Here is a 22889-nt window from a genome sequence, read left to right as displayed (position 1 = left end):
GATGCTGGCGTATATTTTTCGGCGACTGCTGCTGATCATCCCGACCTTGTTCGGCATTTTGCTGATCAACTTTGTGATCATCCAGGCCGCGCCCGGTGGCCCGGTCGAACAGATGATCGCCAAGCTTGAAGGTTTCGAAGGCGCCACCAGCCGGATTGCCGGGGGCGGTGCCGAAGTGTCGGTGGCCGGCTCGGCTTATCGCGGTGCGCAAGGGCTGGACCCGGCGTTGGTCAAGGAAATCGAGCACATGTACGGTTTCGACAAATCGGCGCCGGAACGTTTGTGGATCATGATCAAGAACTACGCGGCGCTGGATTTCGGCGACAGTTTTTTCCGCGATGCCAAGGTCATCGACCTGATCAAGGAAAAGATGCCGGTGTCGATCTCGCTCGGCTTGTGGAGCACGCTGATCATGTACCTGGTGTCGATCCCGCTGGGGATCGCCAAGGCCACGCGACACGGCAGCCATTTCGACGTCTGGACAAGTTCGCTGATCATCGTCGGCTATGCGATCCCGGCGTTCCTGTTTGCCATCCTGCTGATCGTGGTATTTGCCGGCGGCAGCTATTTCGACTGGTTCCCGTTGCGCGGCCTGACTTCCAACAATTTTGATGAACTGACCCTGGGTGGCAAGATTCTCGACTATTTCTGGCACCTGGCCCTGCCAGTGACGGCGCTGGTGATCGGCAACTTCGCGACCATGACCCTGCTCACCAAAAACAGCTTCCTGGATGAAATCAACAAACAGTACGTGGTCACGGCCAAGGCCAAGGGCCTGACCAATCACCGCGTGCTCTACGGCCACGTGTTCCGTAACGCCATGTTGCTGGTGATTGCCGGTTTCCCCTCAGCGTTCATCGGCATCTTCTTCACCGGCTCGCTGCTGGTCGAAGTGATCTTCTCCCTTGATGGCCTCGGCCTGATGAGCTTTGAAGCGGCCATCAACCGCGATTACCCGGTGGTGTTCGGCACCCTGTTTATCTTCACCTTGCTCGGCTTGATCGTGAAATTGATCGGTGACCTTACCTACACCTTTGTCGATCCGCGCATCGACTTCGAAAGCCGGGAGCATTGAGATGAACCTGTCCCCACTCAATCGCCGACGTTTCGAGCTGTTCAAGGCCAACAAGCGCGGCTGGTGGTCGCTGTGGCTGTTTCTCGTGCTGTTCGGCCTGAGCCTCGGTGCCGAACTGATCGCCAACGACAAACCGCTGGTGGTGCACTACGACGACGGCTGGTATTTCCCGGCACTCAAGCGCTACCCGGAGACGGCGTTCGGCGGTGAATTCCCGCTGGAGGCCAACTACAAGAGCCCCTACATCCGCGAATTGCTCAAGGCCAAGGACGCCTGGGTGCTTTGGGCGCCCATCCCCTACAGCTACCAGAGCATCAATTACGACCTGAAAGTCCCTGCCCCCGCTCCGCCGTCCGCCGACAACCTGCTCGGCACCGACGATCAGGGTCGTGACGTCCTCGCCCGGGTGATCTACGGCTTCCGGATCTCCGTGCTGTTTGCCCTGACCCTGACCATTCTGAGCTCGATCATCGGCGTGATTGCCGGTGCGTTGCAGGGCTTTTACGGCGGCTGGGTCGATCTGGCGGGCCAGCGTTTTCTGGAGATCTGGTCGGGCTTGCCGGTGCTGTACCTGCTGATCATTCTGGCCAGTTTCGTGCAGCCTAATTTCTGGTGGCTGCTGGGGATCATGCTGCTGTTCTCGTGGATGAGCCTGGTCGACGTAGTGCGCGCCGAGTTCCTGCGCGGGCGCAACCTCGAATACGTGCGCGCGGCACGAGCGCTGGGGATGCAGAATGGTGCGATCATGTTCCGTCATATCCTGCCCAACGCGATGGTCTCGACCATGACGTTCATGCCGTTCATTCTGACCGGCGCCATCGGCACCCTGACCGCCCTGGACTTCCTTGGCTTTGGCTTGCCACCCGGCGCGCCGTCACTGGGCGAATTGGTGGCGCAGGGCAAGTCCAACCTGCAAGCGCCGTGGCTGGGCATGAGCGCGTTTGCGGTGCTGGCGTTGATGTTGAGTTTGCTGGTGTTCATCGGCGAGTCTGCTCGCGATGCCTTCGACCCGAGGAAGTGAAATGAATCAGGACAATCTGATCGAAGTGCGCGACCTGTCCGTCGAATTTGTCGTCGGCGAGCGTTGTCAGCGCGTGGTCGAAGGCGTCAGTTTCGACATCAAGCGTGGCGAAACCCTGGCGTTGGTGGGTGAAAGCGGTTCCGGCAAATCGGTGACGGCGCATTCCATCCTGCGGCTGCTGCCCTACCCGCTCGCGCGGCATCCGTCCGGGACCATTCAGTACTCGGGCAAAGACCTGCTGAGCCTCAAAGAGAAAACCATCCGGCACATTCGCGGTAACCGGATCGCGATGATTTTCCAGGAGCCGATGACTTCGCTCAATCCGCTGCACTCGATCGAAAAGCAGATCAACGAAGTGCTGGGGATCCATAAAGGCCTGGTCGGCAAAGTCGCGACCAGGCGCACGCTGGAACTGCTGGAAATGGTCGGCATTCCCGAGCCGCACAAACGTCTCAAGGCCCTGCCCCATGAATTGTCCGGCGGCCAGCGCCAGCGGGTGATGATCGCCATGGCCCTTGCCAACGAGCCAGAGTTGCTGATTGCCGACGAGCCAACCACTGCGCTGGACGTGACCGTTCAGCTGAAAATCCTCGAATTGCTCAAGGAACTACAGGCCCGCCTCGGCATGGCGCTGTTACTGATCAGCCACGATTTGAACCTGGTGCGAAGAATTGCGCATCGCGTATGTGTCATGCAGCGCGGTTGCATCGTCGAACAGGCATCGTGCGAAGAGTTGTTCCGCGCGCCGCAGCATCCGTACACTCGGGAACTGCTGGCTGCGGAGCCCAGCGGCAAGCCGGCGAGCAATGAAATAGGCCCGCCGCTACTGCAGGTCGAGGACCTGAAAGTCTGGTTCCCGATCAAGAAAGGCTTGCTGAAAAAGACCGTCGATCACATCAAGGCGGTCGACGGCATCAATTTCAGCCTGCCGCAAGGTCAGACCTTGGGGATCGTCGGCGAAAGCGGGTCCGGCAAGTCGACCCTCGGTCTGGCGATTTTGCGGTTGATCGGCAGCAAAGGTGTCATCCGTTTCGAGGGCAAGCAGCTAGACTGCCTGACGCAGCAGCAGGTTCGTCCGTTGCGCCGGGAAATGCAGGTGGTGTTTCAGGACCCTTTTGGCAGCCTGAGCCCGCGCATGTGTGTCAGCCAGATCGTTGGCGAAGGCTTGCGGATCCACAAGATGGGTACCGAGGCGGAACAGGAACAAGCGATAATTGCGGCACTCAAGGAGGTAGGCCTGGACCCGGACACCCGGAACCGCTACCCCCACGAATTTTCCGGTGGGCAGCGGCAGCGTATCGCCATTGCCCGGGCCCTGGTGCTCAAACCGGCGCTGATTCTGCTGGACGAGCCGACTTCGGCGCTCGACCGGACAGTGCAGCGGCAGGTAGTGGAGCTGCTGCGCTCACTGCAGAGCAAGTACAACCTGACGTATCTGTTTATCAGCCATGACCTGGCTGTCGTCAAAGCGCTGAGCCACCAGCTGATGGTGGTCAAGCATGGCCAAGTGGTCGAACAGGGAGACGCGCAAAGCATTTTTGCCGCCCCCCAACATCCGTATACACAGCAGTTGCTGGAAGCCGCTTTTCTGGCACCAGCCACTGCGCAATAACCTGAAAGAGAGGAGCAACACATGGGTTTTCTCGCCGGTAAGCGCGTACTGATCGTCGGTGTCGCCAGCAAGCTGTCCATCGCATCCGGCATCGCTGCCGCCATGCATCGCGAGGGCGCTGAGCTTGCCTTCACTTATCAGAACGACAAACTGAAAGGTCGTGTTGAAGAATTCGCCCAAGGCTGGGGTTCCAACCCGGACCTGTGCTTCCCGTGCGACGTGGCCAGCGATGAAGAAATCGCCAAGGTTTTCGAAGCCCTGAGCAAGAAGTGGGACGGCCTCGACTGCATCGTGCACTCCGTCGGCTTCGCCCCGGGCGACCAGTTGGACGGCGACTTCACCGAAGCCACCACCCGCGAAGGTTTCCGCATCGCTCACGACATAAGCGCCTACAGCTTCGTGGCCCTGGCCAAGGCCGGTCGCGAAATGATGAAAGGCCGCAATGGCAGCCTGCTGACCCTGTCGTACCTGGGTGCCGAGCGCACCATGCCGAACTACAACGTGATGGGGATGGCCAAGGCTTCGCTGGAAGCTGGCGTACGTTATCTCGCTGGCTCCCTGGGCCCGGACGGCACCCGCGTCAACTGCGTATCGGCTGGTCCGATCCGCACCCTCGCCGCTTCCGGCATCAAGAATTTCCGCAAGATGCTGGCCGCCAACGAAGCGCAAACCCCGCTGCGTCGCAACGTCACCATCGACGAGGTCGGCAACGCCGGCGCGTTCCTGTGCTCGGACCTGGCATCCGGCATCAGCGGCGAAATCATGTACGTGGACGGTGGCTTCAACACTACCGCCATGGGCAGCCTCGAAGAGTGAGTTTGATGTAACCCGGAAAACCGCCGGTTCCGGCGGTTTTTTTTCGTCTGGATAAAACTTTGGTCAGACCGTTCGATTGCGCATTGCAGTTACAACGTCGCTTTCGTGCCCACGACAGATCGCCCCTCCCCGCTAGCTCCTGGCAAGGCGTCGATGGCGGCTTGTCTGTGGGAGCGACGCCGAATTCTCGCCGGCGTTGGCGGGCGAGCCCGTAGCCTTGGCAATCCCGGTCAGCATTCACGGGAACTATCGCGATCGCGCGACGATCATTCTTAGGCGCAACCTGCGCGCCACTGATGGACCCGATCAGCGCTGAGGTTCAGCCCAGGGTCGCAGAACCATTAGGAGTCGACATGACCGTTACCGTCCAACCGACCTACCGAAGTACACCTGGCCCGCTACACGCCATCCTCCTCGCCGGCACGGTTCCGCTGTTTCTCGGCGGTCTGCTGAGCGACATCGCCTATTACAAGAGCTACCAGATTCAGTGGAGCAATTTTGCCTCCTGGCTGATCGCCGGCGGCTTGCTGTTCTGTGGATTGGCGCTGTTATTCGCACTGGCCAATCTGTTCAGCGCAGAGCGCAAGTCCGGGCGACCGATCATGTATTTTCTGTTGCTGCTGGTGACGTGGGTCCTGGGCCTGATCAACGCTTTCGAACACGCCAAGGACGCCTGGGCGGCCATGCCTTCGGGTCTTGTGCTGTCGGTGATCGTCACGCTTCTGGCGTTCGTCGCCGCATGGACAGGGCTGACCAATCTGCGTTCGGAGGATGAACGATGAGATATCCAGGCGCATTGACTGCCTTGAGTATGGCGCTATTGCTGAGCGCATGTGGTGCCGACGGTGACGAGACCCAGGCACGCGGGCCAGACCCGAAAATGCCGGAGGTGCAACACACGTTACTGCCGAGCATGAAGATTGCTGAACCGGTGGCATGGGGTGAGCAAAAACCTACGGTGCCGGAAGGCTATAGCGTCACCGCCATCGCCACCGACCTGAAAATTCCGCGCCAGACGCTGGTGCTGCCCAACGGCGATATTCTCGTAGCTGAAGGCCGTGGCGGCAGCGCCGCGAAACTCAAGCCCAAAGATGTGATTGCCAGCTACATCAAGGCCAAGGGCAACACTCAGGTAAAGGGAGGCAATCGCCTGACCCTGCTGCGCGATGCGGACGGCGATGGCACGTACGAGACCAAAACTGTCTTCGCGGAAAATCTCAACGCGCCGTATGGCCTGGCTTTCGCCAATGGCAAAGTGTACGTGGCCAACCAGGACGCCTTGGTGCGCTTTGACTATGTCGAAGGCCAGACTCAGGCCGGCGGCCCGCCCGTCAAAATCACCGACCTGCCAGCCGAAATCAATCACCACTGGACCAAGGCGCTGGCCGTCAGCCCGGACGGACGCTTCCTGTATGTCGGTATTGGCTCGAACAGCAATATCACCGAGCGCGGCATGGAGGTCGAGATCGACCGTGCAATGGTCTGGCAGATCGATGCCGAAACCGGCGCGCACAAACCCTATGCAACCGGTTTGCGCAACCCCACTGCACTGACCATCCAGCCAGACTCCGGGCAACTCTGGGCGGTGGTCAACGAGCGCGATGAACTGGGCCCTGATCTGGTGCCGGATTATCTCACTTCTGTGCGCGAAGGCAGCTTTTACGGCTGGCCTTACAGCTATTGGGGTCAGAACGTCGACCCGCGTGCACAACCGCAAAAACCTGAAAAGGTCGCGGCGGCGGTCAAACCTGATTACAGCCTCGGCTCGCACGTGGCTGCACTCGGCGTCGACTTCTCGATACCCGAAATGGGTGAGAAATTCGCCGACGGCGTTTTCGTCGGTGAGCACGGTAGCTGGAACCGTCCTGATCCGGTCGGCTACAAGGTCATTTTCGTGCCTTTCAGCAATGGTCGTCCCGCTGGTGAACCCGTCGACTTCGCCACTGGTTTCCGTGGCACGGACGGCAAGACACGCGGCCGCCCTGTCGGTGTCACGGTCGACCCGCGCGGTGCTCTGATCATCGCGGATGACCTCGCCAATACCGTGTGGCGGGTGACTCGCAACCAGTAAGAGAAGCGCAAAGCTGTACCTCGACAAACGACAAGGCCCTGATTTTTCAGGGCCTTGTCGTAACTGGCCATTAGCTGAGCCATTAATTTGAATCCTTGTGCCATCACCGGGTCAGTAACTAGGAGAGCAAGAAGACGACAAAGCAGTGGAGAAATTTATGAGCCTTGCAATGACAATCTTCAGCATGATCGCCGCCTGGATGGCAATCGCTACTTCAATGCTGTGGGGCATGCTGAGAATCGCTCGTCGCCATCAAGCGGAGCTGCATGCCCCCGCTCAAGCGCCAGTCGCCTGCCGATACTGGCGCGGCGTAAACCCGGTCAAAGCCTTGAACTGACGCGTGAAAGCGCTGTGGTCGGTATAGCCGCATTGCAGCGCAATCTCTGTGATTGGCGATGCAGTGACCAGCAGTCGGTGCGCATGTTCCAGGCGAGTCTTTTGGATCATCTGCCGTGGGGTCAGGTGGAACACTCGCTTGCAGTACCGCTCCAGTTGCGCGACCGAGATCCCGGCAATGCGGGTCAATTCTCCCAGCGTGATGCGCCGATGGAAATGCGTGCGGATGTGCTGATCGACGGCGGCCAGGCGCTGGTAAGCCGGGTGCGTGTCAGCGGCTGACTGCAAGTCGACCGAAATGCCCGTCAGCCCGATGATCGTACCTTCCCGATTGAACAATGGCTGCTTGTGGGTCAGGCACCAGCCGGGTTCACGGCTGCCGTACAGGTGCAGTTCGAGCTGATCTTGCAACACCCAACCCTGCTCCAGCACGCGGCGATCCTGCTCGGTGTAGCCCGGGCCCAATTGTGCCGGAAACACCTCGGCACTGGTTTTCCCCAACAGCGGTTTCAGGTCTTTCAAGCCGCAGCGCTGTACCAGTGTGCGATTGGCCATGACGTAACGGGCGTGGCGGTCCTTGATGAAAATGGTGGCGTTGGGGATGACGTCCAGCATCGGTAACAAGGGTGCGATGCTGGAGAGCAGGTCTTGGAGGTTTTGCGCGCGAGGTGAGTCAGTACCTTGGCAGAGGCTTGTGAATGCGTTGGTTGTCATAGGTTTTTCCGCCTCTGCTCACAGTTATTGGCGACTGACCAGGCGCTATCCCACCCAAGCTTTGTTCCCGCCAGGCTCCGCTCCCACCCAAGCTCTGCGCCTGCAACTGCCAGCAGATTGCCGCACAGTTGCGCCGCTGTCGAGCGCTCCTCCTATGGTCAGGGGGCTCGCCCCCGTTGGGTTACGAAGCGCACCCAGCGCTGTAACTATGCCGATTTCGTCATCCAACCCGACATAAAACATCAATCGCCGCGCCGTCCATAAGTCCAGTGTTGACGCCAAGCCGTCACTGAATGGACTTTGCCATGAAAAAACTCCACATCATCGATTCCCACACCGGTGGCGAACCCACGCGCCTGGTGATGTCAGGTTTCCCCGACCTGCCCGGCACTTGCATGGCTGAAAAGCGCGACGCCCTGCGCGATGAGCATGATCAGTGGCGCCGAGCCTGCCTGCTCGAACCGCGCGGCAACGATGTACTGGTCGGCGCACTGTATTGCCCGGCCGTGTCGGCCGACGCGACCTGCGGGGTCATCTTCTTCAACAATGCCGGCTACCTCGGCATGTGCGGGCACGGCACCATCGGCCTGGTCGCTTCCCTGCACTACCTGGGCCATATCGCGCCGGGTGTGCACATCATCGACACCCCCGTCGGTGCGGTCAGCGCCACCCTGCAAGAAGACGGCGCGGTCACGCTGGGCAACGTGCCCGCTTACCGTTATCGCCAACAGGTGCTTGTGGAAGTGCCCGGTTATGGCCGCGTCTACGGTGACATCGCCTGGGGTGGTAACTGGTTTTTCCTGGTGGCCGAGCATGGTCAGCTGCTGCACCTGGACAACGTCGAGGCGCTCACCGCTTACACCTGGTCAATGCTCAAAGCCCTCGAAGCTCAGGAGATTCGCGGCGAAGACGGCGCGCTGATCGACCATGTGGAATTGTTCGCCGACGATGTCGAGGCTGACAGCCGCAACTTCGTCATGTGCCCCGGCAAAGCCTATGACCGCTCCCCTTGCGGCACCGGCACCAGCGCCAAGCTGGCCTGCCTGGCGGCGGACGGCAAACTGGCCGAGGGCGAGACCTGGGTTCAGGCGAGCATCACCGGCAGCCAATTCGTAGCTCGTTTCGAATGGGAAGGCGAACGTGTCCGCCCGTTCATTACCGGCCGCGCCTACATGACGGCCGACAGCACCTTGCTGATCGACGAGCAGGATCCATTCGCCTGGGGCATTTGAGTCGCCCCTTCCCCTTATCCATTCTTGAAAGATTTCCCAGGAGCTAGATCGATGAGCGCAAACATTTTCACTGGCTGCATCCCGGCGTTGATGACCCCCTGCACCGCCGAGCGAGAACCGGATTTCGCGGCGCTGGTGGCCAAAGGTCGCGAACTGGTGGATACCGGCATGCGCGCTGTGGTGTATTGCGGCTCGATGGGCGACTGGCCGTTGCTCACGCAAGCCCAGCGTCAGGAAGGCGTGGCGCGGCTGGTCGACGCCGGTGTGCCGACGATCGTGGGCACCGGCGCCGTCAACAGTCGCGAGGCGGTTGCCCACGCAGCGCATGCGGCGGCTGTCGGTGCGAATGGCTTGATGGTGATTCCTCGCCTGCTGTCGCGGGGTGCCTCCGCCACTGCGCAGAAAGCTCACTTCGCGGCCATCCTGCAGGCGGCGCCAGAGTTGCCGGCCGTTATCTACAACAGCCCCTATTACGGCTTCGCCACCCGCGCCGAGCTGTTTTTCGAATTGCGTCGCGAGCACCCCAACCTGATCGGTTTCAAGGAATTTGGCGGCGCCGCCGACCTGCGCTACGCCGCCGAAAACATCACGGCCAAAGATGACAACGTCAGCTTGATGGTTGGCGTCGATACGCAAGTGGTCCACGGTTTCGTCAACTGCAACGCCACCGGCGCCATCACTGGCATCGGCAATGCGCTGCCGCGGGAAGTGCTGCAGCTGGTAGCCCTGAGCAGGCAGGCCGCCAACGGTGACGCCAAGGCGCGACGCCTGGCCCGCGAACTGGAATCGGCGCTGGCCGTGCTGTCCTCGTTCGATGAGGGCTGCGACCTGGTGCTGTTTTACAAGCACCTGATGGTGCTTAACGGCGATCAGGGTTACGCCCTGCATTTCAATGAGACCGACGTCCTCAGTGATTCGCAGCGCCGCTATGCCGAGCAGCAGTATGCGTTGTTCCGGCAATGGTATGAGAGCTGGTCTGCCGATCTCGCCTGAAAATCGCCCCCGCAAGGATCACCGCAACATGCGCGAGCTAAAGACGGCTAACCCGCCGCACGACATAGCCATCGTCGGCGCCGGCATCATTGGTGTTGCCTGCGCCTTGCGCCTCGCGCGTCAAGGCTTGCGAGTCGTGGTCATCGACCGACAGGCACCCGGCCATGGTGCATCGTTCGGCAACGCCGGGCACCTGGCGACCGAGCAGGTGTTCCCGATTGCCGACCTGTCGATTCTCAAACGCCTGCCGTCGATGTTGATGGATCCGATGGGGCCGCTGCGCCTGGACTGGAAATACCTGCCGCGCGCCCTGCCCTGGTTTATCCGTCTGTTGCTGAACCTGCGCCCGGTGCCGTTCCAGCAAACGGTCGCCGGCCTGCGTGCGCTCAACGAAAGCAGCCTGGGTGCGTGGCAGCGGTTGCTGACGGCCATCGATCGTGCCCATCTGCTGAAAGAAGACGGCTCTTTGCTGGTGTTCGAACACGCCGATGCGAGAGCGGCGATTGAAGCGTTGCAAAAACGCTTGCATCAGCAACAGGTGCCGGTGGATTTCTGGTCTGCCGGCGCGGTGCACAACGCCGCGCCGCAACTCAGCCAGCAAATTCAGGGCGGGTTGTTCTTCCCGCGCACCGGGCATTTCCTCGATCCCTATCGCGTGGTTTGCGAACTGGTGAAGGCCGCGCAAGCCAGTGGCGTGGCGTTTGTGCAGCAGCATGTTCAGGGTGGCCACTTGCATGAGCATGGCGTTGCACTTGTCACCGACCACGGCACATTGCAGGCTCGCCAGGCAGTGATCGCCTGCGGTGCGCATTCAGCCAGATTGACCGCCGCACTGACTGGCAAAAAAATCCCGCTGGACACCGAGCGCGGTTACCACCTGATGCTGCCCCATGAACATGATCGACTGCCTTTTGCCGTTACCTCGCTGGAACGCCGCTTCATCATGACCCCGATGTCCACCGGGCTGAGACTGGCAGGCACGGTCGAATTCGCTGGCCTGCACAGCCCAGCGAACATGCAGCGCGCCTGGCAGTTGCATCACCTGAGCAAAGGTCTGTTTCGGCGTGACCTGAACGCCGATGGAGCGACACCCTGGATGGGCTTTCGTCCATCGTTGCCGGACTCCCTGCCGGTCATCGACCAAGTGTGTGACGGCAAGGTGCTGTTGGCGTTCGGGCATCAGCATCTGGGGTTGACCCAGGCGGCGGTGACGGCCGAACTGATCGGCGAACTGGTGTCAGCGGGCTCTGCCAATGCCGGTTTTCCCGGGCTGCACCCCTACCGACTGGATCGCTTCTGAGCCAACACCCAGGCGAGTGTGGCTGCGCAAAGCACTCAAGAAACCAGCAGTGCCTCGCTTTTTACGATTGCGGGAATCGCCACTTGCGCCCGTTGGCTGTCAAGCCACCCTCGGGTTTTCGCAACATCGAAAATTTGCCCTTGGTCGATCAGTGCGAGAATCAGTTCATCGGACACGCGGTAGCGCCCGCAGTCGGGACAGTCCCTTTCCTCCCAAGGCCCATGACACTGAATACGCTCAGCAGCGCTGACACAAATAAGACAATTCATCGCGATCACCTTTCTTGTAAGTATTTGCGGACCGTCGTGCGAGAAAAAAGCAGCTGACTGGTCGACAGGGGGGATCGGATGAAGTTCGCAACGGTGGCGCGTTCAGGACATAGAGGTCGTATTTGTGTGAAGCGATCTCCCGGCGGCAGCTTGCACAACGGCAGGCAGCCGAGCGGCAGCAAAGCCATGCCCAACTCAAATAAACAAGAGGCATGAGGATCGTGCGAGCGCACAGTTCGCGACAAATAACACTTCCGGCATCCAGGACCGCCTGCTGATATTTTCGAACGCCTTAGCGGTTTGCATGTCTTCCCTTGTAATACTTTTCCTGGAATCAATACCTATGTCCGCTCATCAAGGCTTGGTTGTCCTCGCACGCGGCGGTTATGCCGCGCGAGGCGTTATTTACCTGATCATAGGGATCTTCGCTTTGCTGGCGGCCCAAGACTCAACCAGACCCAAGGACAGTCATAAAAGTCTGGAAGCCTTGTTGAGCCAGCCGTTCGGTTACGTGCTGATCGGACTGGTGGTGGCGGGCCTGCTGGCGTTCGCTGCCTGGCGTGTGTTGCAAGCTACCCGCGACGTCGATCACCACGGCAACGAGTTCAAAGGGTTAGTGATTCGTGCAGGTTTGCTGGCCGGCGGTTTGGTGAATGGCGCCCTGGCGTTTTTTGCTCTGGGTCTGCTGATCAGCGGGAACAAGAGTTCGAACGATTCCGCAGGCGGTCAGACCAGGGACCTGCTGGCCCACCTGCTGTCGTGGGAATATTCGAACGTATTGGTTTACCTCATCGCCTTGGTGCCATTGGGCGTCGGCATCGCTCACATCATCAAAGGCTGGAAAGCGACCTTCGAAAAATACTTTGAAGCGGAAGAAGACATGATGCGATACGTGCGCCCGGTCTCCCAATTCGGTCTGATTGCGCGCGGCGTGGTCTTTATCGAAATTGCGGTGTTGTTGCTGATTAGCGGCTCGGCCTACAAGGCCATGGACCCGCCGGGCATGAAAGATGCGCTCGATGCATTGCAGAACCTGCCCGCAGGCGCAGTCATTTTGATGCTCATGGCGTTGGGACTGATCGCGTTTTCCGTCTACAGTTTTGCGGAAGCGGCGTGGCGCAAAATCAATATGGATGTGCCCGGCGTAACCCGAGCCTGAGGTGGATGAGCATTCCTGCAGGCCTTCCTTCAATGCGCTGACCTGGCAGAGAACGTATGGATTCCATGTGGATTGCAGCGGGTACATTCCTCTGTCTGCTGACAGCGTCACTGGTCATGATGCACTTGTACCCCAAGCTTTCCCCCCGCCACCGGGACGAAGACACCAACATGGTGGTACGGCTGGTCGCGAACATCTTTGTAGTGATGACCTCGCTGGTGTTTGGCCTGATGATCAATTCGGCAAAAAACACTTTCGAAGCCATCGACTCGAACATGCACGCCTACGCCACCAGCCTTATTATTCTCGATCGTTCCCTACGCACCTATGGCCCTGCCGCGCAGAACACACGGGACCATTTGGTGGTTTATGTCGGCCAGGCCGTGGAAAATCCCTACCGTGGCGACCAGGCCTTGCTCCATCAGAAAAGCCTGGCAGCGCAATACCTCGATGACATCGGTGCCGCGCTCGCTGCCATCAAACCAGCTGATCGTTATCATGAAACGTTGTTGGTAGACATCCGCCAGCAATATCACGCACTCATCGAACAACGCTGGAAGATCGTCGAGCAATCAGAAGGAGCCATTCCCGGCCCGCTGATTGGCATGCTGGTGGCCTGGATGACCCTGATCTACGCCAGTTTCGGCTATCGGGCTCCGCGTAATCCGATGGTGATATCGATGTTCACGGTGTCATCGCTGCTGATTGCGGCATCCGTGTACCTGGTGCTGGACATGGATATTCCATTCCATGGCCCGGTCCAGATTTCCGATGCGCCACTACGCCGGGCGTTGGCGGAGATGCAGTTGTGATGCTTCGCGTGAGAGGCAAACGCCTGCTCCTTGAGCCGTGAAGTGTATTCATAAACCCTCCGGCCGAGCGCGACCTAATTGCATTTGCAATCATATTGAGGCGTGCGGTAGGGTGCAAGCACGACGGATCGCACGGAGATTTCAGGCACATGATCGGCTTTTCCAGTTTCAGCAGAACACCGGGTACCCGCGTCGCCGCTCAGGCTTGCATTGATAAAATCCGCACCATGACGCAGCAGCATACTGTGGGTCTTTGCTCTCCGCTTTACACCATGATCAACATCGCCAATGGACTGGAACGAGATCCCGGAACGGCCAGACATATTTGGGTCGTGCGCGCCAACAAGCAGTCGCAAGTCGATGGCGCTTGCACCCGAATCAATGCGTGGCCACTGCGCTTGGTTCCTGCCGCGTGCGCCAGCGAAAAACCGCTGTTGTACCTGGCCAGTTCGGCGACGTCGGCCGAACTGTGCGCCCTTTCAAGCGAATCAGCCCATCGCGGGATTCTGTGCAATGACATAGAAACGCTGCCTTCGCGTTGGCCCAAAGGCGCCCACCCCTGGGTTTCGATCTGGCTGGCCGCCAACCCGCAATGCCTGCCTTTTGACCCTGCCAGTGGTGCCGAAGCGCACGCCATTACGCTCGCCGCCTTGCACAGCTTGTACGTGGAAGACAACGACGGTTTTTACTACATGGCGCTGCATGACGAGCCTTATGAGTTCGTTGCGCCCATCAGCCAGGTCAGCGCAAGCCACGCGCTCAAAGGGATGTACAGGCTTAACGAAATCGATGCTGACGCTGCCGGTCCACGGGTTCGCTTGTTGGGCGCTGGCCGGGCGTTGCAGTCAGTGGTGGCCGCGGCGCAATTGTTGCGTGAGGACTGGAACGTCGACAGCGAGCTCTGGAGTTGCCCCAGTTACACCCGGCTGGCGCGGGATGCAGACAAGGCGCAACGCTGGAACCGCATGCACCCGGCCATGCCACGGCGATCAGCGCATTTGCTCGACTGCATGAGCCTCAATGATTGTCCGGTGGTGGCAGTGACTGGATATGGCCGGCATGTCGCCGATCAGATCGGTGCCCATATCACCTCACGCTTCGTGACGCTGGGTGCCGACTCGACTGAGACGGCCCTGGACACAAGGCTTGATAAACACTGGATCGTCGTGCTGGCGTTGCGGGCTCTGGCTGACGACGGGCGGATCGCACAAACGTGCGTCAGTGAGGCCATGAGCCTTTATTCGTTGCAATGACCGCGCATGTTGCTCAACCCGCGCGCCCACTGTTGCGCGCGGCCGTTGCCGCACGCTCGAGCGCAACGCTGAAAGCCTGCTGTTGCTCGCCATCGAACTGCGCCAGAAACAGTTCGTCGACCGCCCCTTCGTAGACTTGCCACATTTTTTTGCGCAGTACCTTGCCGCTCTCGGTGATGACGGCGTACGCACCACGACCGTCGTCGCTGGCACGGCTGCGGGTGACCAGGCCTTCGGCCTCCAGACGGTCCACCAGGCGAGTCAGGTTGTAGCGCTCGATCGCCATGACATCAGCCAGCTCGCTCATGCGCCGGCCGCCGTCCGGGCCGCTTTCCAGGCCCCATAACGCGTCGTACCAGGCGTAAGCCGGGAGCTTGGCCGCCGCCAGTCGACGCTCGATTTCGCGGATCAGGCAACGGTGCGCCCGGACGAATCTGAACCAGGTATCCGGATCACTTGACGACATGCTTCACCCTTCCGATGTATTCGAATTAGTTGCAATTGTAACGTGGTGCAGGCTAAGTTCTCACTTGTAGTTGCATCTGCAACTACAAAAATGCCTCAAGGCTGGCCTCAACCCACGCCCCTTCATCAGGCACCAAACGATTCGGTGCTGCTGCACTGTCCAGGAGACGACGATGGCTCAACAACCCCTGTTTCTCGACAAGGATCCACAAGAAACTCGCGAATGGCTCGACTCGATCGAATCGGTGGCAAGCGTCGAAGGGCGTTCTCGCGCTCATTACCTGATCGATCAGATGCTTGATTTCGATGCCAACCGTCACGGTGATTTCTATGGGCGCGTTACCACGCCTTACGTCAACTCCATCCCGGTCGACCGTCAGCAGCCCTACCCCGGTGACCTGGCCATCGAGCGCCGGATCAACGCCTACATTCGCTGGAACGCATTGGCCATGGTGCTGCGCGCCGGCAAGCATTCGAACGTCGGGGGGCACATTGCATCCTATGCTTCGGCGGCCGTTTTGTACGACGTCGGCTTCGAGCATTTTTTTCGCGGTCGTACCGAGCAATTTGCCGGCGACATGGTGTACATCCAGGGCCACTCTTCGCCGGGAATCTATGGCCGTGCTTATCTGGAAGGTCGCCTCAGTGAAGACCAGCTGGATAATTTCCGTCGCGAGACCGACCGCGACGGTGTTTCTTCCTACCCACACCCAAGACTCATGCCGGACTTCTGGCAATTTCCGACGGTATCCATGGGGCTCGGGCCGATCACCGCAGCGTATCAGGCGCGGTTCATGCGTTACCTCGAAGACCGTGGCTTGAAAGAACATCAGGGTCGCAAAGTCTGGGCGTTTCTCGGTGACGGCGAAATGGATCAGCCGGAATCCCTGGCCGCGATCTCCCTGGCCGGTCGGGAGAAGCTCGATAACATCATTTTTGTCGTCAATTGCAACCTCCAGCGCCTTGACGGACCGGTGCGCGGCAACAGCAAAGTCATCCAGGAATTTGAAAGCCTGTACCGGGCGGCCGGCTGGAATGTCATCAAAGTCATCTGGGGCAGTGGCTGGGATGCCCTGCTGGAAAAGGACAAAAGCGGCTTGCTGCGCCAGCGCATGATGGAGTGCGTGGACGGCGATTATCAAAATTACAAATCGCAAAACGGCGCTTACGTTCGTGAGCACTTTTTCGGAAAGTACCCCGAGTTGCTCAAACTGGTCAGCGACCTCAGCGATGACGATATCTGGAAGTTGTCGCGCGGCGGCCACGACCCGGAAAAAGTCTACAACGCCTACGCCGCCGCCATGCGCCATAGCGGCGGCCCCACCGTCATCCTGGCAAAGACCGTCAAGGGTTTCGGCATGGGCGAAGCCGGCGAAGGCCAGAACATCAACCATCAGCTGAAGAAGATGGGCGACGACGCCGTCAAGGCATTCCGGGATCGTTTCGGGCTGGACCTCAGCGACGATCAACTGGGCGACATACCCTACCTGAAACCGGCCGCAGAGAGTGCCGAAGCCATTTATCTGCAAGCCCGGCGCGCGCAACTGGGCGGTTACATTCCTGAACGTTTCAGTGCCGTCGAGCCCTTGCAGATCCCGCCATTATCAGCTCTGGACACCCAGCTCAAAGGCACCGGCGAGCGCGGGATTTCCACCACCATGGCGTTTGTGCGGATCCTCGGCACGCTGCTCAAGGACCCGAACATCGGCAAGCTGATCGTGCCGATTGTGCCGGACGAATCACGCACTTTCGGTATGGAAAGCCTGTTCCGTCAGATTGGCATTCATTCCCACGTTGGCCAGTTGTACACCCCGCAGGACGCCGGCCAGCTGAGTTACTACAAAGAGGCGCGGGACGGCCAGATCATGCAGGAAGGGCTGAACGAATCCGGCGGCATTTCCTCGTGGATCGCCGCCAGTACGTCGTACAGCACGCACGGCGTGATGACGGTGCCCTTCTACATCTTCTACTCGATGTTCGGCTTTCAGCGCGTTGGCGATCTGGCCTGGGCGGCCGGCGATGCCCGCGCCCGGGGTTTCCTGTTGGGCGCCACGTCCGGCAGAACCACCCTGATGGGCGAAGGCCTGCAACATGACGACGGACACAGCCACGTGCTGTCCTCCACCGTGCCGTGCTGCGTGTCTTACGACCCGACCTTCGCCTATGAACTGGCGGTGATCATCCAGGACGGCATGCGGCGCATGTATGTCGAAAACGAAGACGTCTACTACTACATCACCCTGCTCAACGAAAACTACGCCCACCCGCCGATGCCGGAAGGTGTGGAACAGGACATTCTCAAAGGCATGTACCGGCTCTCGGCTCCGGCACAGCCTGTCGAAGGCAAGCATGTTCAGCTGATGGGTTGCGGGTCGATCCTGCAGGAAGTGATTGCTGCCGCTGAGCTGCTGCAGCATGACTTCGGCGTCAGCAGTGAGGTGTGGAGCGTCACCAGCCTGACCGAACTGCGCCGTGACGGCCAGGACGCGGAACGCTGGAACCTGCTGCATCCGGATCAGGAACCGCGCATCGGTCACGTGGAAATTAGCCTCCAGGACAAGCAAGGCCCGGTGGTGGTCGCGACGGACTACATGAAGATCTTCGCTGACCAGATCCGCCCGTTCGTGTCCAAGCGACGTTTCGTGGCCTTGGGTACGGATGGCTTTGGACAATCGGATACCCGCGAGTCACTGCGAAAGTTTTTCGAAGTCGATCGTCACTTCATCGCACTGGCGGCATTAAAAGCACTGGCTGATGACGGGGTGATAGCGAGGGAAAAAGTCACCGAGGCGATGGTGCTTTACGGCATCGATCCGGAGAAGCAGAACCCGGCGAAAGTCTGACCTTCAGCCGTGGCAGACGCAGATCTGCGGTGGGGCCCAAAAACTGTGGGAGCCGGGCTTGCCTGCGGAGGATTCCGAACAGTTGGCATCTTTGCTGGCCGATCGGCCGTCTTTGCGGACAGCCACGTCTCCACAGGGTTTTTGGTGCGGCATGGATTTGGTTAACTCGCGCCTTGATTGTTGTTTGACGATGCCACCTTCAACCCTTGCTGTGCTCGGGCGACGTCGGTCCTTCCTTGACCCCGCGCGGGCCGGCAATGCCCCAGGCAATCAGCCCGATCACCGGAAAAACGATCAGGCCGATGGCCCAGGCCGCCTTGACGCCGACCGTCTTATCGCTTCTGAACACGCTGACGATTGCCCACAGGTCCACGAGCAAAATGATCACCGCAACTGCGATCATGAAATAGCTGACTGCTTCCGACATGGCCGTGCTCTCCAGAAAGTTGATAACCATCAGGCCGAATCCTTCAGCCAGCGTTCAATGTTTCCAGCGTGCGCTCGACGAAGCGTGATGGCTTCGCGGTTTCTTTCAGTAAATGATCGACCACCGCCGTCAACGCCGCCTGGTTATCGTCGCCAGCATTCAGGGTGCGCTGGAAAACTTCTAACTGACGATGCGCGCTGCTGCCTTCTGCAAGCATTCGGCGCAGCTGTCGGAAGACGTCTCCCACGCCCATTTCGTGTGCTGTTCTACCCAGTATCTGTTGTGCCCGGAACATCCACTGCTCGGTAGTGAAGGCGCGGTCGTAACCCTCTATGATAAAGGTAGCCTCCACGCCGTAGCGTTTGGCCCGCCAGCGATTTTCCATGAGTATCCAGCGGGAATTTTGCGAGTACTCCGCGCCGGGTTGCACGTGTTCGATGGCGTAGGCGACCAGCAAGCGGAAAAACGAAGCGATGCACAGCGCGTCATCCACGCGAGGGCAGGCATCCGTCATGCGCAACTCAAGCGTCGGGTATCTGGCCGCGGGTCGAACGCCCCACCAGCAATCACCGGCCTGCTTGATCGCGCCAGTCTGCATCAGCAACCCCACGTAAGAATCATAGGCTTGCTGGTCAGAGAAATACTCAGGAATACCCATCCTTGGCCATTCGTCACAGGCCGTCTGCCGATAACTCATGTAGCCGCTTTCAGCTGAGTCCCAGAATGGTGAAGAGCAACTCAGCGCGAGCAACAAAGGTGTCCAAGGCAAGACTTCGTTCATCACCTGAACCCGATCCAGCTGGCTCGGCACTTCAACATGCACATGCAATCCGGACAGGACACTACGCTGCGCGACGAGGCGATAATCTTCGAACAATTGGGCAAAATGCGGCTGCTCCGTAGCACATTGAGCGCGCCAGTCAGCTAATGGATGACTGCCCACGCTCAACAAACCCAGTCCATGCGGCTCGAGGGCGTGGCGCAGGCTGGCGCGGGCTTCATCGAGGTAATGAGCGGCCTCGACGACAGTGCTGAAAATCGGCGAGGCCACTTCGATCTGGCCTTGGAACATCTCCAGGGCAAAGAACGGTCCCAGCGCCGCTTCGCAAGCCTGGATTGCCAAGGGCGACGGCCTCGCAGTCATTTTCCGGCTGCCCAGTTCGGTAATGAAGTATTCCTCTTCGATGCCGAATCTCAGGTCAGTGTTCATCGGCAGTCCTCAGTGATAATCATCACCCGCAACCGCGCGCAGATACGCTTGATCTGCTTCGCGACGCAAGTCTCGCCACTCTTCCCAACTGACGATGCACTGGCGGTCCATCTCGTCTGACTGGCGCAGCAGTTCCTCATGATAGGCATCTGGAGATTCCTTGCGCAGGGCGGCGTTGTCCAGCGTTTGGTGCCAGTGATCCAGAGCACGCAGTCGTCGCTCATGGGCCGGCGTCAGCAGGTTTCTGAAGGAGTTCATGGTGGTGGGAATCCTGAAGTATTTCTGGATGGATCGATGAGTGTCGGCATAGGTTCAGCAATGCCGACCAGAGGCGTTTTTAGCTGGGCGATTTCAGACTTCCGACGGTGCCAATCGTCGAGCTGCCTCGATCCAGTCAAACTTTCATGCTGCCGTGATGCTCCATTGCTATAAGCCAACGGAGGAATGTGAAAATGAAAGATGACGACCGTGTAAACACTCGCCAACCATCTAATGCGCCACCTACCGACGCGGCGGGAAAACCGGTGAATGTGGTTGAACGCGACTTACAGGACCGTGACAGCGATACCGAAGGCGTCGACAAAACGATCACGCCTTCCTCGACTCGCGTCAAAGAGCAGGAAGTGGAGGAACTGCAACGCAAGACCGCAGAGATTGAGCGAAAAGTGGCGGACGGCAACTGACCCGTTTGTTGTTCAATGACCAAACGTCGGGAGGCCACCCAGGCCTCCCGCGTTATTTCCTCAACGGGTACCCAACCCTCCCGACAAATCCGCTGACGTGCCGCCAGGCTTAGGCGTTTGCGTAGCAGACTGAGCGCCTGTACTGGCATTGTCAGTGTTGGCGTTGAGGTCGGCGCTCGCGCTCGGCTCGGGATGCTCGGTCGTTTTGGTGACCGTATCGCGCACCGCTTCCATCCCTTCTCGCGCCTGCTGCTTGACCTTGTCAGCAATATCCGCACTGGTCTTGCCCATGTACCGCTGCTCAGTGCGAGTTGACGGCAATGCAGCGCCCAACAGTGCACCCAAAGCAATCCCCGCAGCGGCAACCACCAGCGGCTGATCTCTGAGCAATTGACTGAACTGGTTGCCCATTTGCTGGGTGCTGCGCGCTACACGGTCACTGACGTCATGAGCGGTGTGGCTGATCCGATCACTGACATCGTGCGCGGTGTGGCTGAGGCTGTCGGTGGCAGTGGAAAGACTATCCGCCAGGTGCGACGCCTTGCCTTTGACCGACTGATAACCACCCTTGAGCGAATCGGCGGTCTGGTGCATGCGGTCGCGAGCCGTGTCGACGCCCTCCGACAGGCCATCGGCCCACTGACCCATCCTGTCCTGATCCGGTCCGGTGCGGTACACATGGCGGGTTGCAGGTGGACGGTTCTGGCTCATCATCAGCCAGAGCAGCCCCACCGAAGTGATCACTGCCGGCACAGGATTGTTGCGTACGCTCGTACCCAGATTGGTCAGGAACGTGGTGCCGTTGTTTTGCATCATGCCCATGGCCTGATCGAACATTTGCCCTGGGGTGAATTTGCTTTCCAGGGCATCGACAATATTGCCAATGCTTTCGCGCTGAGCATCGATTTCGCGCTCGATGTCCTCTGGGCTCTTTTCTGACTCGATGTCGAATTCACGGTTCATGAGACTTTCCTCCGCAGCGCTTCCTGGTCTTTGTTCAACGCGTCCAATGTACGATCAGGCTTGAAATGGGACGGTTCGAATTGCTTCTTGCCCGACTGCAGCATGGTGAAGCCGATGATCATCACCACCACGCCAACGATCAGTGCCGCCAGCCAGGGCGCCATGACCATGCTCAGGCCGTAAACCACCGCCATCAACAAAATGATGAAACCGGCGAGCAACACGATCGCGCCGCCAGCTACACCGGCAATCCCGGCCTTGAGGGTGGTGAGGCTGGCTTGCAGCTCGGCTTTGGCCAGCGCCAGTTCTTTGGTGAACAGCGCCGGCACTTCGCGGGAGAGCTGGCGTAACAGGCCGACGACCGAGGCATCATTCTCAGGTGCCGCAGCAGGACGGCTGCCCGGCAAATCAGTATCTTCTCTGTTCATCACAGCTCTCCTTTGTAGTTCGAGGAACCTGGCGTCGAATTGAAGCTCGCGGAGCCCGGTGTGGAGTTCGGGCTCGAGGTCGATGTCGTGGAACCAGCGGTTGCAGACGAGGCGAAGTCCGAGGGATGGTCATATTCATTTGGCGAGGTCGGAGTGATTCCAGTTGCCAGCCCGGATTCGGAACCGCTGCGCGAAGGCACGGAGCTTTCATAAGGTCGCTGAGCGCCAAAGCCACCCGAAGGCGGCATGGAGTGGCTGTCTGCCGGATCACGATCATTGTTGAACGACGCGGCCGGCGCAGTGCCCGCCTTGAGAAACCGCGACAGCGCAAACCCCAACGCAATGCTGCCGGCAATAAACAACGTAGGATTTTTACGGGCCAGATCGGCGCCGTCATGTAACAGTTCCTCGGCGCTTTTACCGCGCAGGTTGCTGGCCAGCCCGGTCATCGAATCGGCGACATCGGCTAGGTAGTCGGACATGCCGAGGGTGTCCTTGCTTTCCATTTCGGAAACGACAGACTTGGCGCCCTGGGCCAGCGCTTCAATCTGGTCTGCCGCCGTGTCGCGGTATTGGCCAAATTGCGCATCCGCCTGCTGCCGCGCTCCACCGAGCGCTTCCGTCACATTGTCCTTGAGTTGATCAAAGCCCTTCTCCGGTCCCCCGGACTGCTGATTCCCAGGCTGATTATCAGTCCTGTTGTCTGAAGTATTCATGTCGTCCCTCACCTTCAAAATGAAAAACAAGCGTGTCGAGGCTGCAGCATCGTCTGCATGAAGCCCATCCATTCAGATGACGAAAGACTGCGTTCGGGAGTTCCAATGAATTGATGAGCGATACGATTTGTTCCGCGCCGGTGGCGAATTTACATTCAGTAACCGCCGTTCGTCCGCTGCTGTGCACCTTCCACACGGTGCTCCTTCAAATGCTGTGTCAACCACTCGCAAGGAACATTCAACATGACCAAGAACAGAATTGCGGTGCTCACGCTGGCTGGCCTGCTATCGGCCTGCTCGATTCAAGTAATGGCAGCCGATACGACGACTGGCACCGAGATGTCACCGTCGGGCACCACTGTGCAGCCAGATGCGGCTACCCGCGCCGATGAAGCCACCACCGACGGTGGCCCGACTCCGGGTGGTGCGAAGGCAGGTGGTGTTGACAAGCAGGGAGGCAGCAGCAGTAGCGGCAACGGTGGGAGTAGCGG

23 protein-coding genes are annotated in these 22889 nt (G+C 59.4%); 15 read left to right on the top strand and 8 right to left on the bottom strand.

The annotated features are described in order from the left end of the window. The first annotated feature begins 1 nt into the window (after position 1). The 6 genes from F8N12_RS16750 to F8N12_RS16725 all read left to right on the top strand — a co-directional run bounded on the left by F8N12_RS16750 (position 2) and on the right by F8N12_RS16725 (position 6595). Positions 2 to 1075 (top strand): microcin C ABC transporter permease YejB, encoded by a 1074-nt coding sequence (locus tag F8N12_RS16750; RefSeq protein ID WP_150581441.1) that lies wholly within the window; start codon positions 2 to 4, stop codon positions 1073 to 1075. 1 nt (position 1076) lies between these two features. Further along, positions 1077 to 2096: an ABC transporter permease gene (locus F8N12_RS16745; RefSeq protein ID WP_150581440.1), complete on the top strand. Its 1020-nt coding sequence runs from the start codon at positions 1077 to 1079 to the stop codon at positions 2094 to 2096. Position 2097: 1 nt separating this feature from the next. Further along, on the top strand, positions 2098 to 3708 hold the full coding sequence (locus tag F8N12_RS16740) for an ABC transporter ATP-binding protein (RefSeq protein WP_150581439.1): 1611 nt from the start codon (positions 2098 to 2100) through the stop codon (positions 3706 to 3708). A gap of 21 nt (positions 3709 to 3729) precedes the next feature. Next, the gene (fabI, locus tag F8N12_RS16735) at positions 3730 to 4524 is read left to right on the top strand and encodes an enoyl-ACP reductase FabI (RefSeq protein WP_150581438.1); all 795 of its coding nucleotides are present in this window, start codon (positions 3730 to 3732) and stop codon (positions 4522 to 4524) included. A gap of 353 nt (positions 4525 to 4877) precedes the next feature. After that, complete coding sequence (locus tag F8N12_RS16730) at positions 4878 to 5306, top strand: DUF2231 domain-containing protein (protein WP_150581437.1); 429 nt, start codon at positions 4878 to 4880, stop codon at positions 5304 to 5306. After that, positions 5303 to 6595 carry a PQQ-dependent sugar dehydrogenase gene (locus F8N12_RS16725; protein ID WP_150581436.1) on the top strand — a complete coding sequence of 431 codons (1293 nt, stop codon included), beginning with the start codon at positions 5303 to 5305 and terminating at the stop codon, positions 6593 to 6595. Before F8N12_RS16730 ends, F8N12_RS16725 begins: the two co-directional genes overlap by 4 nt. A gap of 276 nt (positions 6596 to 6871) precedes the next feature. On the opposite strand, the gene F8N12_RS16715 is transcribed toward F8N12_RS16725, so the two are convergent. After that, complete coding sequence (locus F8N12_RS16715) at positions 6872 to 7645, bottom strand: AraC family transcriptional regulator (RefSeq protein ID WP_150581434.1); 774 nt, start codon at positions 7643 to 7645, stop codon at positions 6872 to 6874. Positions 7646 to 7950: 305 nt separating this feature from the next. On the opposite strand from F8N12_RS16715, the gene F8N12_RS16710 reads away from it, so the two are divergent. From F8N12_RS16710 to F8N12_RS16675, 6 genes are all read left to right on the top strand, one after another. Then, the gene (locus F8N12_RS16710; protein WP_150581433.1) at positions 7951 to 8877 is read left to right on the top strand and encodes a 4-hydroxyproline epimerase; all 927 of its coding nucleotides are present in this window, start codon (positions 7951 to 7953) and stop codon (positions 8875 to 8877) included. Positions 8878 to 8928: 51 nt separating this feature from the next. After that, the gene (locus F8N12_RS16705) at positions 8929 to 9870 is read left to right on the top strand and encodes a dihydrodipicolinate synthase family protein (protein ID WP_150581432.1); all 942 of its coding nucleotides are present in this window, start codon (positions 8929 to 8931) and stop codon (positions 9868 to 9870) included. A gap of 28 nt (positions 9871 to 9898) precedes the next feature. After that, positions 9899 to 11170: an NAD(P)/FAD-dependent oxidoreductase gene (locus F8N12_RS16700; RefSeq protein ID WP_150581431.1), complete on the top strand. Its 1272-nt coding sequence runs from the start codon at positions 9899 to 9901 to the stop codon at positions 11168 to 11170. A 612-nt stretch (positions 11171 to 11782) separates the two neighbouring features. Then, positions 11783 to 12598 carry a DUF1206 domain-containing protein gene (locus F8N12_RS16685; protein WP_150581428.1) on the top strand — a complete coding sequence of 272 codons (816 nt, stop codon included), beginning with the start codon at positions 11783 to 11785 and terminating at the stop codon, positions 12596 to 12598. Between the two features lie 56 nt (positions 12599 to 12654). After that, positions 12655 to 13410, top strand: a complete 756-nt coding sequence (locus F8N12_RS16680) for a DUF4239 domain-containing protein (RefSeq protein ID WP_150581427.1) — start codon at positions 12655 to 12657, stop codon at positions 13408 to 13410. 149 nt (positions 13411 to 13559) lie between these two features. Continuing rightward, a complete protein-coding gene (locus F8N12_RS16675) occupies positions 13560 to 14663 on the top strand; it encodes a transketolase-like TK C-terminal-containing protein (protein ID WP_150581426.1) in 1104 nt (367 codons plus the stop codon). A 13-nt stretch (positions 14664 to 14676) separates the two neighbouring features. Here F8N12_RS16675 and F8N12_RS16670 read toward each other — a convergent pair whose 3' ends face one another. After that, on the bottom strand, positions 14677 to 15129 hold the full coding sequence (locus F8N12_RS16670; RefSeq protein ID WP_150581425.1) for a MarR family winged helix-turn-helix transcriptional regulator: 453 nt from the start codon (positions 15127 to 15129) through the stop codon (positions 14677 to 14679). A gap of 172 nt (positions 15130 to 15301) precedes the next feature. On the opposite strand from F8N12_RS16670, the gene aceE reads away from it, so the two are divergent. Continuing rightward, a complete protein-coding gene (gene aceE / locus F8N12_RS16665; protein ID WP_150581424.1) occupies positions 15302 to 17971 on the top strand; it encodes a pyruvate dehydrogenase (acetyl-transferring), homodimeric type in 2670 nt (889 codons plus the stop codon). 199 nt (positions 17972 to 18170) lie between these two features. Here the strand turns inward: aceE and F8N12_RS16660 are convergent, their stop codons facing one another. The 3 genes from F8N12_RS16660 to F8N12_RS16650 are packed head-to-tail and all read right to left on the bottom strand — an operon-like array spanning position 18171 to position 19866. Continuing rightward, positions 18171 to 18398, bottom strand: coding sequence for a PLD nuclease N-terminal domain-containing protein (locus tag F8N12_RS16660; protein ID WP_150581496.1), 228 nt, complete (start codon positions 18396 to 18398; stop codon positions 18171 to 18173). Positions 18399 to 18441: 43 nt separating this feature from the next. Then, positions 18442 to 19608 carry a carboxylate-amine ligase gene (locus F8N12_RS16655; protein WP_150581423.1) on the bottom strand — a complete coding sequence of 389 codons (1167 nt, stop codon included), beginning with the start codon at positions 19606 to 19608 and terminating at the stop codon, positions 18442 to 18444. Positions 19609 to 19617: 9 nt separating this feature from the next. Further along, positions 19618 to 19866 (bottom strand): hypothetical protein, encoded by a 249-nt coding sequence (locus F8N12_RS16650; protein WP_150581422.1) that lies wholly within the window; start codon positions 19864 to 19866, stop codon positions 19618 to 19620. Positions 19867 to 20060: 194 nt separating this feature from the next. Here F8N12_RS16650 and F8N12_RS16645 point away from each other — a divergent pair, with 194 nt between their 5' ends. Next, positions 20061 to 20291, top strand: a complete 231-nt coding sequence (locus F8N12_RS16645) for a hypothetical protein (RefSeq protein WP_150581421.1) — start codon at positions 20061 to 20063, stop codon at positions 20289 to 20291. Positions 20292 to 20351: 60 nt separating this feature from the next. On the opposite strand, the gene F8N12_RS16640 is transcribed toward F8N12_RS16645, so the two are convergent. The 3 genes from F8N12_RS16640 to F8N12_RS16630 are packed head-to-tail and all read right to left on the bottom strand — an operon-like array spanning position 20352 to position 22398. Further along, positions 20352 to 21254, bottom strand: coding sequence for a DUF3618 domain-containing protein (locus F8N12_RS16640; RefSeq protein ID WP_150581420.1), 903 nt, complete (start codon positions 21252 to 21254; stop codon positions 20352 to 20354). Next, a complete protein-coding gene (locus F8N12_RS16635) occupies positions 21251 to 21682 on the bottom strand; it encodes a phage holin family protein (RefSeq protein WP_150581419.1) in 432 nt (143 codons plus the stop codon). Before F8N12_RS16635 ends, F8N12_RS16640 begins: the two co-directional genes overlap by 4 nt. Next, positions 21682 to 22398, bottom strand: a complete 717-nt coding sequence (locus F8N12_RS16630) for a hypothetical protein (protein WP_224787715.1) — start codon at positions 22396 to 22398, stop codon at positions 21682 to 21684. Before F8N12_RS16630 ends, F8N12_RS16635 begins: the two co-directional genes overlap by 1 nt. Before the next feature lie 243 nt (positions 22399 to 22641). Here F8N12_RS16630 and F8N12_RS16625 point away from each other — a divergent pair. Next, positions 22642 to 22889, top strand: a 248-nt coding sequence (locus F8N12_RS16625; RefSeq protein ID WP_150581418.1) for a hypothetical protein, incomplete at its 3' end; no start/stop codon positions are given.

The sequence above is a fragment of the Pseudomonas fluorescens genome, from assembly GCF_902497625.1.
In the GTDB taxonomy this organism is placed as follows: domain Bacteria; phylum Pseudomonadota; class Gammaproteobacteria; order Pseudomonadales; family Pseudomonadaceae; genus Aquipseudomonas; species Aquipseudomonas fluorescens_BQ.
This window is presented reverse-complemented; position numbering and strand designations above follow the sequence as displayed.

What these genes read in the sequence shown, in the direction of transcription:
- F8N12_RS16750 (WP_150581441.1), top strand. Translation starts at nt 2, where the DNA reads ATGCTGGCGTATATTTTTCGGCGACTGCTGCTGATCATCCCGACCTTG.
- F8N12_RS16745 (WP_150581440.1), top strand. Translation starts at nt 1,077, where the DNA reads ATGAACCTGTCCCCACTCAATCGCCGACGTTTCGAGCTGTTCAAGGCC.
- F8N12_RS16740 (WP_150581439.1), top strand. Translation starts at nt 2,098, where the DNA reads ATGAATCAGGACAATCTGATCGAAGTGCGCGACCTGTCCGTCGAATTT.
- fabI (WP_150581438.1), top strand. Translation starts at nt 3,730, where the DNA reads ATGGGTTTTCTCGCCGGTAAGCGCGTACTGATCGTCGGTGTCGCCAGC.
- F8N12_RS16730 (WP_150581437.1), top strand. Translation starts at nt 4,878, where the DNA reads ATGACCGTTACCGTCCAACCGACCTACCGAAGTACACCTGGCCCGCTA.
- F8N12_RS16725 (WP_150581436.1), top strand. Translation starts at nt 5,303, where the DNA reads ATGAGATATCCAGGCGCATTGACTGCCTTGAGTATGGCGCTATTGCTG.
- F8N12_RS16715 (WP_150581434.1), bottom strand. Translation starts at nt 7,645, where the DNA reads ATGACAACCAACGCATTCACAAGCCTCTGCCAAGGTACTGACTCACCT.
- F8N12_RS16710 (WP_150581433.1), top strand. Translation starts at nt 7,951, where the DNA reads ATGAAAAAACTCCACATCATCGATTCCCACACCGGTGGCGAACCCACG.
- F8N12_RS16705 (WP_150581432.1), top strand. Translation starts at nt 8,929, where the DNA reads ATGAGCGCAAACATTTTCACTGGCTGCATCCCGGCGTTGATGACCCCC.
- F8N12_RS16700 (WP_150581431.1), top strand. Translation starts at nt 9,899, where the DNA reads ATGCGCGAGCTAAAGACGGCTAACCCGCCGCACGACATAGCCATCGTC.
- F8N12_RS16685 (WP_150581428.1), top strand. Translation starts at nt 11,783, where the DNA reads ATGTCCGCTCATCAAGGCTTGGTTGTCCTCGCACGCGGCGGTTATGCC.
- F8N12_RS16680 (WP_150581427.1), top strand. Translation starts at nt 12,655, where the DNA reads ATGGATTCCATGTGGATTGCAGCGGGTACATTCCTCTGTCTGCTGACA.
- F8N12_RS16675 (WP_150581426.1), top strand. Translation starts at nt 13,560, where the DNA reads ATGATCGGCTTTTCCAGTTTCAGCAGAACACCGGGTACCCGCGTCGCC.
- F8N12_RS16670 (WP_150581425.1), bottom strand. Translation starts at nt 15,129, where the DNA reads ATGTCGTCAAGTGATCCGGATACCTGGTTCAGATTCGTCCGGGCGCAC.
- aceE (WP_150581424.1), top strand. Translation starts at nt 15,302, where the DNA reads ATGGCTCAACAACCCCTGTTTCTCGACAAGGATCCACAAGAAACTCGC.
- F8N12_RS16660 (WP_150581496.1), bottom strand. Translation starts at nt 18,398, where the DNA reads ATGTCGGAAGCAGTCAGCTATTTCATGATCGCAGTTGCGGTGATCATT.
- F8N12_RS16655 (WP_150581423.1), bottom strand. Translation starts at nt 19,608, where the DNA reads ATGAACACTGACCTGAGATTCGGCATCGAAGAGGAATACTTCATTACC.
- F8N12_RS16650 (WP_150581422.1), bottom strand. Translation starts at nt 19,866, where the DNA reads ATGAACTCCTTCAGAAACCTGCTGACGCCGGCCCATGAGCGACGACTG.
- F8N12_RS16645 (WP_150581421.1), top strand. Translation starts at nt 20,061, where the DNA reads ATGAAAGATGACGACCGTGTAAACACTCGCCAACCATCTAATGCGCCA.
- F8N12_RS16640 (WP_150581420.1), bottom strand. Translation starts at nt 21,254, where the DNA reads ATGAACCGTGAATTCGACATCGAGTCAGAAAAGAGCCCAGAGGACATC.
- F8N12_RS16635 (WP_150581419.1), bottom strand. Translation starts at nt 21,682, where the DNA reads ATGAACAGAGAAGATACTGATTTGCCGGGCAGCCGTCCTGCTGCGGCA.
- F8N12_RS16630 (WP_224787715.1), bottom strand. Translation starts at nt 22,398, where the DNA reads ATGAATACTTCAGACAACAGGACTGATAATCAGCCTGGGAATCAGCAG.